Source organism: Phytoactinopolyspora endophytica (genome assembly GCF_004138495.1).
In the GTDB taxonomy this organism is placed as follows: domain Bacteria; phylum Actinomycetota; class Actinomycetes; order Jiangellales; family Jiangellaceae; genus Phytoactinopolyspora; species Phytoactinopolyspora endophytica.
The window spans coordinates 516158-527682 of the sequence record NZ_ML142851.1 but is presented as its reverse complement, the minus strand read 5'-3'; the positions used below and the strand labels follow the sequence as shown (position 1 = coordinate 527682).

Here is an 11525-nt window from a genome sequence, read left to right as displayed (position 1 = left end):
CTGGCCTCCGGTTCGACCATGACGAGCAGGAGCAGCGCCGCGGCGAGGGCACGGGCCAAGGCGGCGTCGCGGACGTCCGCGGACGACGGCGCCGGTGTCGCGGCGGTGGCCTGCACGGCGTCGAGGGCGGCCGCCGCGGGCGTGCCCGCGACCGTGGCGGCGGCCCAGTGGTTGGGGGTGACCACACCCGCCGACCGGATCAGCTCCCACGTACCGGTGTCGATCGCGGACGGGGTGAACAGGAAGACCGGGCCCTCGATGTCGTCGATGGCGCCCCACTGCTGCACCTGCCCGGCGCGCACCCAGATGAGGTCGCCGGGTTCGAGCGGGTAGCCGGTGAAGTCGACGGTGTGCACGGTGCCGCCCGACTCGACACGGACCAGCAGGTCGAAGTCTAGGCGCTGGGGTTCGATGAACTCGCGTGGGCCGCCGCGTACCCGCATGCGAGCCAGTGAGGTGAGCTCGATCTCTCCGGTCACACCGGGCGGTGGCACATACCGGACAGACCGGATGGCGTCGGGAGGCATGGTTCCCATTTTTACCATGTTACGTCTTGCAGCTACCGTGAAAACCGCAGGCCAGCTCCATAGAATTCTGATCATGAACGTGAAATTGACCTACGTATTCGACGCCTACTGCGGCTGGTGCTACGGCTTCGGCCCGGCGGTCCGCGACTTCGCCGCCGCCAACGCCGGGCGGGTCGAGCTTGACGTCGTCAGCGGGGGCCTGTTCACCGGAGCCCAGGTTGCGCCGATCGGCACCATGACGTACGTGGCAGGAGCGAACGCGCGCATCGCCGCGCTGACCGGTGTCGAGTTCGGAACCGGCTACCACGAGCTCGTCGCCGACGGCCGCTTCGAGATGGATTCCACGGCCGCCGCCACCGGGTTCGCCGCGCTGCGGGCGGCCGCTCCCGACCGAGCCCTGGAATCGGCGGAGGCGATGCAGTGGGCGTTCTACTTCGACGGGCTGAGCCTGTCGGAGGCATCGACCTACCGCCACATCGCCGAGCAGCAGGGCCTGGACGCGGACGCGGTCGTGACCGGGTTCGTCTCGCCCACAGGCCGGACCGCGGCGGCACAGGACTTCACGCGCGCGGCCCGGCTCGGGGTCACTTCCTACCCGACCCTGTTGCTGCACACCGACACCGGCGTGATCAGGCTCGGCGGTCCCGCGTCCACGGAGGCCCAGCTCACCAACGCGATCGACCGGCACCTCGCCCATTCCGAATAACAACAACAGCCCGAAGGGACAGAGCAATGAGCAACCTCACCTACAAGATCATCGACGCGGCCGACAGCTCGCTCAACAAGACGAGCACGCTGGTCACGGGTGACACGGAGTCCATCGTGGTGGACGCGACCTTCACCCGGGCCGACGGGCACCGGATCGTCGCCGAGGTCCTCGACTCCGGCAAGCGGCTGACCACCGTGCTGATCACCGCCGGTGACCCGGACTTCTACTTCGGCGCCGAGGTCGTCGCCGACGCCTTCCCCGAGGCGGTGTTCGTCGCACCGGCCGACGTCATCGACCACATCCGCGAGACCTATGAGAAGAAGCTGGGCGCCTGGGCACACCTCGGCGCCAACCTGCCCACCCGGCTGGTCGACATCGCGCCGCTGACCACACCGTCGGTCACCGTGGACGGTGTCGAGCTCGAGGTGCGCCGCGGCAGCGAGGCTCTCGGCGACCGCGCCTGGTACGTCTTCGAACCGGAGGCACGCGCCCTGCTCGGCGGTGTGCTGCTGTTCGAAGGGCTGCACGTGTGGACCGCCGACACCCCCAGTGTCGAAGAGCGCGCGGAATGGCTCCGTTTCCTCGACGGCGTTGAAGCGCTCAACCCCGCCTTCGTCGTCGCCGGCCACCGCGTCGCCGGCGCGCCCACCGACGCGACCGCGATCCGGCACACCCGCGAGTACCTGCGGTTCTTCGAGAAGACCATCACCGACGCCGCCGACGCCACAGCGGCCGAGGAAAGCCTGTTGGCCGCCTACCCGGACGCCGGGCTGCGGATCGCCGCCTCGCTGGGCACCAAGGTTGCGAAGGGAGAGATGACATGGGGCTGACCCCGGCCGACGACACGGCACCGGCGGCCGTGGTCCGGCGACAGTACCTCGCCTCCGCTGCGGGCGACCTCACCGCCCTGCGCGCGACCCTCGCCCCAGACGTGGAGTGGACGGAGATGGCCGGTTTCCCGCTCGCCGGCACCTACCGCACACCCGAGGGCGTGACGAGCGAGGTGATGGAGAAGCTGGCGCAGGACTGGGACGGCTGGGTCGTCCACGACGACACCTACGTCGCGGACGGCGAGGACGTCGTCGTCCTGGCCCGCTACACCGCGACCCACAAGGCGACCCGCAAACCCCTGAACGTTCGGGTGGCACACCACTTTACGGTGCGTGGCGGGTTGATCGTCCGGTTCGAACAGTTCGTCGACACCGCTCTGGTTCGCGACGCGGCCACGGCCGAGGGCCAAAACGGCATATGAAGCCGGCCGGATGCGTGGAGCCGCCTCGTTCGGGTGGCCCACGCATCCAGCGCCGATGTCCGCGCTGCAATCTGTGTCGGATGCTGCAATCCGTGTCGCAAAGAGCGCCGATCGACCGGTATGGCGACACGAATGGCAGTATCCGACACGAATTGCAGCATCCGGCGCGGGTTCGCCATGGCCTACCACAACGGACGTACACAGAGGTTCGCTCCGCAACGGACGTCAACCTCCCGGCACCAGTGGCACCCTGGTCTAAGAAAGAATGCCGGACTTCCTTCGCGGCACCGTAGCGGCCGCGAAGGTAACGACGCAGGACGTGGTGCACATGCCTCAGATCAAGCTCTCAGCGGGCGTCGTGGAGTACGACGACACCGGAGGCGACGGGCCTGTCGTGGTAGCTCTGCACGGTGTGCTCATGAACAGCGCTCTATGGCGCGACGTCGTGGACAGGCTCCGAGGTGAGTGCCGGTGTGTAGTTCCGACCCTTCCGATCGGTGGCCACCGCCACGCCATGGTCGACGACGCGGATATGTCTCCCGTGGGTGTAGCCGAGCTGATCGTCGAGTTTCTCGACAGGCTCGAGCTGCGCGACGTGACGCTCGTGGGGGTCGACACTGGCGGTGCGCTGGCCCAGCTGTTGATCGCCCGGCATCCAGACCGTGTGGCCCGGCTAGGGCTGGTCGCATGTGACGCTTTCGAGAATTTTCCGCCCGGGCTACCCGGCAAGGTGGCCGTGCTATCCGCCAGAATGCCGGGCGGAATCAATGCGGCGTTGCAGCCACTGCGGTGGCGGCCACTGCGCCGGCTGCCGTTCACGTTCGGCTGGATGTCTCAGAAGCCAGTGCCCCACGACGTCATGGACTCCTGGCTGGAGCCATGCCAGACCAACCGGGCCATACGCAAAGACGCGGCCCGATTCCTCCGGGCTGTGGATCGACGCGATCTACTCGCTGCCGCACGTAGCTTCGGGTCATTCCACCGGCCTGTACTCGTCGTCTGGGCCCACGACGACCGGGTCATGCCAGCAGACCACGGCCTCCGGCTGGCTGGGATGTTCCCCGATTCGCGATTGGAGACCGTCGACAACAGCGGCACTCTCATCCCAGTGGACCAGCCGGTCGTGCTGGCGGAGCTCATTCACGACTTCATCAAGCAGTGAGGCCGGATCGGTCGGCGAACACCAGCGTAGGTTGACGTGTCGACGTGAGATCTTGCAAACGTTTGTATGCCATGTAGATGGCAGATCGCCGGTGCATAACATCTAACATCGCCAGGCGCGTGCACGCGCAGAGCACTGCAACAGAAGCCGCTCTTGACAACTACTACAAACGATTTCATACTCCTGGAAGCCGCAAGACGGGCGTCATTCACGGCTGCCGGGCCACGCCAGACGACGAGGAGACCAGATGGTGGCAACCATCCGAGATGTAGCGGAAGCAGCCGGTGTCTCACCCTCGACTGTCTCGCGTGCCCTGACCGATTCGGAACTCGTCAATCCCGTTACCCGGGATCGAGTCCGCCGCGCGGCCACGCGTCTCGGCTACCAGCCGAACCGCGCGGCTCGCGGGCTGATCACCGGACGAACCCACAATATTGGCCTGATCGTCCCCGACCTGGCCAACCCCTTCTTTCCGGGTGTGGTCAAGGGGGTGCGAGCCCGCGCTCACGAGGCCGACTTCGCGATGTTCGTCGCCGATACCGACGAGGACGAAGGCGCGGAGGCCAGGCTCGCCCGCACGCTGGCGAAGCAGGTGGACGGGCTCATCCTGTGCTCCACCCGCATGAAGGACGAGGACCTGCGGGCCCTGTCGTCCGACATCACCGTCGTCCTGATGAACCGGCGCGCTGTGGACCTCCCAGCCCTCACCGTGGACAACGTCGGGGGCATGCGGCAGGCGGTGAGCCATCTCGCCGCCTTGGGACACCGTCGGGTCGCCTATATCGCAGGCCCGGCGAACTCATGGTCGAGCCGGGAACGCGTTCGCGGCCTACCCCCAGCCGCGGAGGCAGCGGGCGTCGAGCTGGTCGAGCTCGGCGACTTCCCGCCGCACTTCGGCAGCGGCGTAGCCGCGGCGGACCTCGCGCTGGCCAAGGGGGTGACGGCCGTCATGGCGTACAACGACGTCGTCGCCCTCGGGCTCCTCAACCGATTCAGCACGCGGGGCGTCTCCGTACCAGAACAGATGAGCGTGGTGGGCTGCGACGACATCACCTTGTCGGCCATGTGCAGTCCTTCGCTGACCACCATCGCCCTACCCCAGAAACAAGCCGGACGCGCCGCCGTCGACCTCCTGCTCAGCGTGTTGGACGAGGAGGATCGCGCTAACACTTCGCTGGACGTTGAACTGGAGACCCAGCTGGTGGTGCGCGCATCGACCGGGCCCGCTCCCGGCTTCTGACAGCCAGGCCCTCACCATCTCCCAGCGAGACATGCGGCGAGGACCGAAGCAAACCACCACGAAGGAGTGAGTGATGAAGGCTCAGACAGGACCACGCCCGACATCCAGCCAGCGCCACCGGACCCTGACCACGTCGTGCACCGCCGTGCTCATCCTCTCGCTGGTCGCCGCGTGCGGCGGCGACGACGGTGGCGGCGACAGCCAGGACGGCGGCGGTAACCCCGCGGACGCGGAGGCGACCGACGAGCCGCTTCAGGTCTGGGTCCGCCAAGCCGAGGATGGCGGCCTGCCCACCTATCAGGAGATGGCCGACCTGTACGAGGAAGAAACCGGGCAGGCGATCGAGCTCTACGGCGAAGTGACCGGATTCGAGGAGTCCCTGATCCGCGCGGCGTCGGCCGGCAACCTGCCAGATGCCATCATCTATGACACCGAGGGCCTGGGACAGCTCGTGGACTGGGGCATGGTGCAGGAGATCGACCCGGACGTACTCGAGAACCGGGATGAGATCCTCGACCTGGCCTGGACCGCCGCGCAGGGCGTGGACGGCAGCTACTATGCGGTGCCGACCTCCACGCAGGCCTTCAACCTCTACATCCGGTCGGACTGGCGTGACAATCTCGGTCTCGACGACCCTCAGACCTGGGACGACGTGGTCGAGATCGCGCGGGCCTTCACCCACGACGACCCCGACGAGAACGGCGAGGACGACACGACCGGGTATGTCGTGCCCGGGTCCTCGCAGCGCGGATACGCATCGTGGTTCTGGATCACCTTGCTGTGGCAGGCCGGCGGCGACTACTTCGAGCCCCAGGACGACGGCACTTTCGTCCCGACCCTCGACACACCGGAGGCCAGAGAGGCCATGCAGTGGCTGCACGACATGGTCTTCGACCACCAGGTGGTACAGCCGGGCACGGCCAACCATGTCACGGCTGACTCCCACCCCTACTTCCAGTCCGGCGAGAGCGGGCTCTATCACACCGGTCCGTACATGATCGCGGGCTTCGACGACGAGCCGGGGCAAGACGTCTACGACGTGATCGAGCCGGTCACCGGGCCGGCCGGCAACGACACGCTGGCCGAGGGCGAGCAACTCTACGTCATGACCGGGACCGACAAGGCCGATCAGGCATTGGCCTTCGCCGAGTGGGTCGCCTCGCCGGAAGGTCAGGAGGCCGGGATGAACCCCGGTGGCTATTCCGTCGTGCGGCTGCCGATCAACGAGAACGTCAGCGCGGGCGAGGTCTACGACCACCCGTACTGGGACGTGGTGGCGGAGACGTTCGCTGAGTCCGGCCGTTACGTCACCCCGGTTCCGAACTTCGGGCCGTTCCGCCAGATCGTCGCGGACACCGTCAACATCGTGATCTCCGACCCCGACGCCGACATCGATCTCCTCATGGACGACCTCAACGAGCAGGTCGCGGCGGAGCTGGACGCCCAGGGAGTGCTCGCGGAGTAGCCGGGTCCGGTGTGCGCCGCTGACGCTTCCCGGGCAGCGCACACCGCCGTCTCCCCACCACCATGGAAGGACGTCGCCAGTGCCGACGATCAAGCAACGACGACGCGAGCCCGCCGAACGGGCAGAAGCTCCGTCGACGCCGACGGACAGCAAGCCGGCTCAGAGACGCTCTACCCTGCGCCGGGCACTCACACCGTGGGCGTTCCTCGCACCGGCTCTGGTGCTGTTCGCCTACTTCAAGTTCTACCCGATCGGCTACGGCATCTGGCTCAGCTTCTTCGACGTAGCGGTCTTCGGCGAGAACACCTGGATCGGCCTGGACAACTTCACCGCCGTCTTCCAGGACACCTTCCTCCAGCAGGCGTTCTGGAACACCGCCGTCTACGTGGTCCTGGCCGTCGGGTTCTCGGCGCTGATCGGGTTCATGCTGGCGCTCGCCCTGGAGGGCCAGGCCTACCACATCCGTATCGTGCGCACGGCGGTGTTCCTTCCTGCCGTCGTGACGGTGGCCGTCGTCGCGGAGGTCTTCCGCATCCTGTATCACCCGACGGCCTCCGGACCGCTGAACAGCCTGCTCGGGCTGATCGGGGTGGGGCCGCTGGGCTTCATCGACGACCCGGGCATGTCGCTGCACTCGGTCATCGGCATGCATATCTGGAAGAGCGCCCCATACGACATGGTGATCTTCATCGCCGGGCTGGCCGGGGTGGACCGGACCCTGTACGAGTCGGCGCGGGTAGACGGAGCCAGCTGGCTGCAGCGCGTGCGATACGTGACGATCCCGCAGATCCGCTTCGCTTTCACGATCGTCATCACCCTGGGGATCATCCGCGGCGTCCGGGTCTTCCCGGAGGTCTACACCCTCACCGGCGGCGGACCGGCACGCTCCAGTGAGGTGATCATGACCTACGTCTACCGGGTGAGCTTCGTGGACTTCGACCTCGGCTACGCGGCCGCATTGTCCACTCTGCTCTTCCTGCTCACCGCCGTGCTGACCGCGGCGTTCCTGTTCCTGCGGAGGGAGAAGGCATGACCGAGCTAGCGACCCGGCCGCCGGCCCCCACCGCTGGACGGCGGGACGGCCTGCGCCAACCCGCGAAGGCGATCACGTTCCAGGTGGGGAAATGGGTTCTCATCGCCATACTCATCTTCATCTTCGTCACACCCCTGTGGTCGATCGTGGCGGCCGCACTGAGCGGGTCGGCAGTCCCGCCCGGCGAGCTGGTGACGGTGCCGGAAGAGATCACGCTGAGCAACATCACCGGGACGTGGGGCAGCGGACGGATCGCGCGGTACTTCTTCAACTCCGCGGTGATGGCCGGCATCGGCGTCCCGTTGCAGGTACTCGTGAGCGCGCTGGCCGCCTACGCGTTGGCCCGCAAGCGTTTCCGGGGCGGCGCCGTGGTGCTGCTGCTGATCCTCACCACCATGATGATGCCCGAAGAGGTCATCGCCATCCCCCTGTACCTGGTGCTCGCCGACGTCCCGCCGTTCGGCGTCAGCCTGCTGAACTCCTACCCAGGGCTCATCCTGCCGGTGGTGGGCTGGGCCTTCTCAATCTTCGTGCTGGTCAAGTTCATGCGCGAGGTGCCTATCGAGATGGAGGAGGCGGCCCGGATCGACGGCGCGGGAGACTTCGCCATCTTCTGGCGGATCATCCTCCCGTGCGTGAAGCCGGCGCTGGGCACCGTCGCCGTCTTCGGCTTCCTGATGATCTGGGACCAGTACCTGCTGCCCCTGATCGTGGCAGAGGACACCGACATGTTCACGCTGCAGATCGCGCTGCTGAACCTCCGGCAGGACGACATGATCCCGATCACCATCGTCATGAGCGCCGCTCTGCTGGCGCTGTTGCCCAGTGTCGTCGTCTACCTGGCGCTACAGCGCTACTTCCAGTCCGGCCTCACCGCCGGGTCCATCAAAGGCTGAGGAGAGCCCGTGAAGATCGTCGACGCCAAGGTGATCGTCACCTGCCCCGACCGCAACTTCGTCACCCTCAAGATCACCACCGACGACGGCGTGACCGGGGTGGGCGACGGCACGTTGAACGGCCGGGAGCTCGCGGTCGCCTCCTACCTGAGCGACCACGTGATCCCGATGCTGATCGGACGCGACGCTACCCGCATCGAGGACACCTGGCAGTACCTCTACAAAGGCGCCTACTGGCGGCGCGGGCCGGTCACCATGAGCGCCATCGCCGCCGTCGACACCGCGCTATGGGACATCAAGGGGCAAAGTTGCCGGGCTCCCGGTGTACCAGCTGCTTGGCGGGCAGAGCCGGGAGTACGCGACCCTCTATGCGCACGCGAACGGTAACACCGTGGACGAGCTCCTGGAGGACGTCGCCCACCATCGGGACCTGGGATACCAGGCCATCCGGGTCCAGTCGGGGGTGCCCGGCCTGGCGAAGACCTATGGCGTCAGCCAGGACGGGGCTGCCTACGAGCCGGCGGACAGCGCTCTGCCCAGCGAACACATCTGGTCCACCGAGAAGTACCTGGACTTTCTGCCGTCGATGGTCGCCCGCGTCCGGGAGGAGTTCGGTCCACAGCTCAAGCTGCTGCACGACGTTCACCACCGGTTGACGCCGATCGAGGCCGGGCGGCTCGGGCGGAGTCTGGAGCCCTACGCTCTGACCTGGATGGAAGATCCGGTGCCGGCGGACCTACAGGAGGGGTTCCGGCTGATTCGGCAGCACACCACCACGCCGGTGGCGGTCGGCGAGGTGTTCAACACGGTATGGGACTGCTACCAGCTCATCCAGGAGCAGCTCATCGACTACATCCGGGTCAGCGTCGTGCATGCGGGCGGCATCAGCCACGTCCGCCGGATCTTCGACTTCGCCGCGTTGCACCATGTGCGCAGCGGCTCGCACGGCGCCACCGACCTGTCACCGGTCTGCATGGCCGCCGCTCTGCACCTGGGCCTGAGCATTCCCAATTTCGGGCTACAGGAGCACATGCCACACACTGAGGCCACCGAGGCGGTGTTCCCGCACGCGTACCGGATCGCCGACGGTACCGGCCATCCCGGCGACGCACCCGGGCTGGGCGTCGACATCGACGAGGAGCTCGCTGCCCGCTACGCGTACAGCCCGGCGTACCTCCCCGTCAGCCGGCTCGAAGACGGTTCCGTGCACAGCTGGTGATCCACCCAACCGGTCGCGCCCTCGATCTGATCGAGCAGCGCTTGGACGGGGACGACCGGGACTCGCCGCCCACCATGCCGCTTCGCCCCGTATGATCTCGTCGTGCGCGAGTCATCGCCCTGACGATGGCCGAACACCCAGGACCCCGCAGCCCTCCCCGGCCGGCCGAGCACGATGACTGGGATGACCTCGTCAGAGGCGGCCTGCCGGTGATGTCAGCCTACGGCGTCTCCCGGGCGAGGACCGACTGCACGGAGGCCGTCACGACATGTGCGGCGTCCGAGGCGTCCAGCCGTCCGGTCCGTTGCTCCTCCGCCGCTCCCTTCAGCAGGTAATGTACGGCGCTGACCAGCCAGTTCATAGGCAGGTCAGTGCGGAACACACCGTCGTCCTGGCCACGACAGATGAGCTGCTCGACCCGTTCGGCAGGGTCGGCGTGCAGCTGACGAATCCGCTCCGGCGGCACGACGCCCTGGGCCGCCTGAAGCAAGGCCGTCGACTCGGCGACGAGGTACCAGCTTGATTCAAGCAGCCGGGCAAGCGCATCACGGGCGTCTCCGCTGAGGTCGACCGCGGACAGCGTCTCCTGGCCTGCCCGCATGGCATCGGCCAGGGCGGCCTCGACCAGCTCGCCGCGGTTCCGGAAGTGGCCATAGAGCGTCATTCGCCCGACGCCGGCCGCCTTGGCGATGTCATCGATCCTCGCCTCCGGGTCGCGGCCCATGCACTCTCGGGCCGCCGCGACGATACGGGCGACGCTGCGCTCGGCGTCGGCGCGCCGACGCGGACGGGTTGCTGCGGTACTCATCTCATCCACTCTAGCTCGTACTGGAATATACGAGTTAGTATCTCGGTTGACGAACTCGTACTTGGACATACGAGTTATGACGGGAGACAGGCTCATGACGTACGACGAGACACAAGACACGCGGGCGCCGCACCCGCTGCGCTGGCGGATCCTCGGATTCCTCGCCGTGGCTCAGCTGATGCTGATCCTCGACGTGACCGTGGTGGCCATCGCGCTGCCGCACATCGAGACCGACCTCGGCGCCAGCCGCGAGGCCCTGACCTGGACTGTCAGCGCATACGCGTTGGCGTTCGGCGGGCTGATCCTGCTGGGCGGGCGGCTCGCGGACCTGGTCGGGGCCAAGCGGGTGGTGCTCACCGGCCTGCTGCTCTTCGTGGTGGCCTCGCTGGTGACCGGACTGGCCGACTCCTCCGGTCAGCTCATCGGCGGCCGCATCGCCCAGGGAGTCGGCGCGGCGCTGCTGTCGCCATCGGCACTGTCGCTCGTCGTCACGTTGTTCGACGGCAACGATCGGAACAAGGCGCTCGGCGTGTGGTCCGCTCTCGGCGGTGGCGGCGCCGCACTCGGCGTGCTGCTGGGCGGCGTGCTCACCGCCGGACCGGGCTGGCCATGGGTGTTCTTCGTCAACGTGCCCGTCGGTCTGGTCATCGCCGTGAGCCTGGCCAGGATGCTGCCCCGGCAGACCGCGACCAGGACAGGCGGCCGGCTCGACGTACTCGGTGCGCTCTTGGTCACCGCGGCGTCCAGCACGCTGATCTACGGATTCGTCAACGCCGGCGACCATGGCTGGCTGACCGCCACCACAGGGATAACGGTGCTGGTGGCCGCCGTGGGCTACGTGGCGTTCGTGGGTTGGCAGCGACGGAGTGCTTCGCCGCTGATGGATGTCCGGCTGCTCGCCCGGCGCCCGGTGGCGACCGGCACGTTCCTGATCCTGCTGGCGACGGCGCTGATGATCGCCGTGTTCTTCTTGGGCACGTTCTACTTCCAGCAGGCACGCGGCTACGGCGCTCTGCGGACCGGACTGCTGTTCCTCCCGGTCGCGCTCGCGACGATGGCCGGCGCCAACATCACGGGCCGGGCGATCGCACGGGTGGGTGCCCGTCCACTCGCCGTCGCCGGGCTACTCGTCGCCGCGGCGGGAATGGCCGCGCCCGCGCTGTCGATACACCCGGGGACCGTCGTCGCCGGCGTGTCGGTCGCGGCAGCCGGGA

The 11525-nt window shown here is 67.5% G+C and carries 10 protein-coding genes and 2 pseudogenes; 10 read left to right on the top strand and 2 right to left on the bottom strand.

Annotation, left to right across the window (positions count from 1 at the left end):
- Positions 1–536, bottom strand: a pseudogene (locus ELR45_RS37220) (helix-turn-helix domain-containing protein); the annotation flags it as partial.
- A 64-nt stretch (positions 537–600) separates the two neighbouring features.
- Between ELR45_RS37220 and ELR45_RS08265 the strand changes: the two are divergent.
- From ELR45_RS08265 to manD, 9 genes and pseudogenes are all read left to right on the top strand, one after another.
- Positions 601–1233 carry a DsbA family protein gene (locus ELR45_RS08265; RefSeq protein ID WP_129664985.1) on the top strand — a complete coding sequence of 211 codons (633 nt, stop codon included), beginning with the start codon at positions 601–603 and terminating at the stop codon, positions 1231–1233.
- Positions 1234–1259: 26 nt separating this feature from the next.
- Positions 1260–2066, top strand: a complete 807-nt coding sequence (locus ELR45_RS08260; protein ID WP_129664983.1) for an MBL fold metallo-hydrolase — start codon at positions 1260–1262, stop codon at positions 2064–2066.
- Positions 2057–2488: a nuclear transport factor 2 family protein gene (locus tag ELR45_RS08255; protein ID WP_129664981.1), complete on the top strand. Its 432-nt coding sequence runs from the start codon at positions 2057–2059 to the stop codon at positions 2486–2488. The genes ELR45_RS08260 and ELR45_RS08255 overlap by 10 nt, the downstream gene beginning before the upstream one ends.
- A 328-nt stretch (positions 2489–2816) precedes the next feature.
- The gene (locus ELR45_RS08250; protein WP_129664979.1) at positions 2817–3650 is read left to right on the top strand and encodes an alpha/beta fold hydrolase; all 834 of its coding nucleotides are present in this window, start codon (positions 2817–2819) and stop codon (positions 3648–3650) included.
- Between the two features lie 247 nt (positions 3651–3897).
- Positions 3898–4890, top strand: coding sequence for a LacI family DNA-binding transcriptional regulator (locus ELR45_RS08245; RefSeq protein WP_129664977.1), 993 nt, complete (start codon positions 3898–3900; stop codon positions 4888–4890).
- Between the two features lie 73 nt (positions 4891–4963).
- Positions 4964–6355 carry an ABC transporter substrate-binding protein gene (locus ELR45_RS08240; RefSeq protein WP_129664975.1) on the top strand — a complete coding sequence of 464 codons (1392 nt, stop codon included), beginning with the start codon at positions 4964–4966 and terminating at the stop codon, positions 6353–6355.
- Positions 6356–6434: 79 nt separating this feature from the next.
- The gene (locus ELR45_RS08235) at positions 6435–7388 is read left to right on the top strand and encodes a carbohydrate ABC transporter permease (protein WP_205856225.1); all 954 of its coding nucleotides are present in this window, start codon (positions 6435–6437) and stop codon (positions 7386–7388) included.
- Complete coding sequence (locus tag ELR45_RS08230; RefSeq protein ID WP_129664973.1) at positions 7385–8284, top strand: carbohydrate ABC transporter permease; 900 nt, start codon at positions 7385–7387, stop codon at positions 8282–8284. Before ELR45_RS08235 ends, ELR45_RS08230 begins: the two co-directional genes overlap by 4 nt.
- 9 nt (positions 8285–8293) lie before the next feature.
- Positions 8294–9503 (top strand): annotated as a pseudogene (gene manD, locus ELR45_RS08225) (D-mannonate dehydratase ManD).
- A gap of 220 nt (positions 9504–9723) precedes the next feature.
- Here the strand turns inward: manD and ELR45_RS08220 are convergent.
- The gene (locus ELR45_RS08220) at positions 9724–10311 is read right to left on the bottom strand and encodes a TetR/AcrR family transcriptional regulator (RefSeq protein ID WP_129664971.1); all 588 of its coding nucleotides are present in this window, start codon (positions 10309–10311) and stop codon (positions 9724–9726) included.
- 94 nt (positions 10312–10405) lie between these two features.
- Here ELR45_RS08220 and ELR45_RS08215 point away from each other — a divergent pair.
- Positions 10406–11525, top strand: a 1120-nt coding sequence (locus tag ELR45_RS08215; RefSeq protein WP_129665121.1) for an MFS transporter, incomplete at its 3' end; no start/stop codon positions are given.

Bases quoted from the DNA above. Each gene is read 5' to 3' on its own strand.
- ELR45_RS08220 (WP_129664971.1), bottom strand. From the start codon at position 10,311: ATGAGTACCGCAGCAACCCGTCCGCGTCGGCGCGCCGACGCCGAGCGC.
- ELR45_RS08255 (WP_129664981.1), top strand. From the start codon at position 2,057: ATGGGGCTGACCCCGGCCGACGACACGGCACCGGCGGCCGTGGTCCGG.
- ELR45_RS08250 (WP_129664979.1), top strand. From the start codon at position 2,817: ATGCCTCAGATCAAGCTCTCAGCGGGCGTCGTGGAGTACGACGACACC.
- ELR45_RS08260 (WP_129664983.1), top strand. From the start codon at position 1,260: ATGAGCAACCTCACCTACAAGATCATCGACGCGGCCGACAGCTCGCTC.
- ELR45_RS08245 (WP_129664977.1), top strand. From the start codon at position 3,898: ATGGTGGCAACCATCCGAGATGTAGCGGAAGCAGCCGGTGTCTCACCC.
- ELR45_RS08265 (WP_129664985.1), top strand. From the start codon at position 601: ATGAACGTGAAATTGACCTACGTATTCGACGCCTACTGCGGCTGGTGC.
- ELR45_RS08240 (WP_129664975.1), top strand. From the start codon at position 4,964: ATGAAGGCTCAGACAGGACCACGCCCGACATCCAGCCAGCGCCACCGG.
- ELR45_RS08230 (WP_129664973.1), top strand. From the start codon at position 7,385: ATGACCGAGCTAGCGACCCGGCCGCCGGCCCCCACCGCTGGACGGCGG.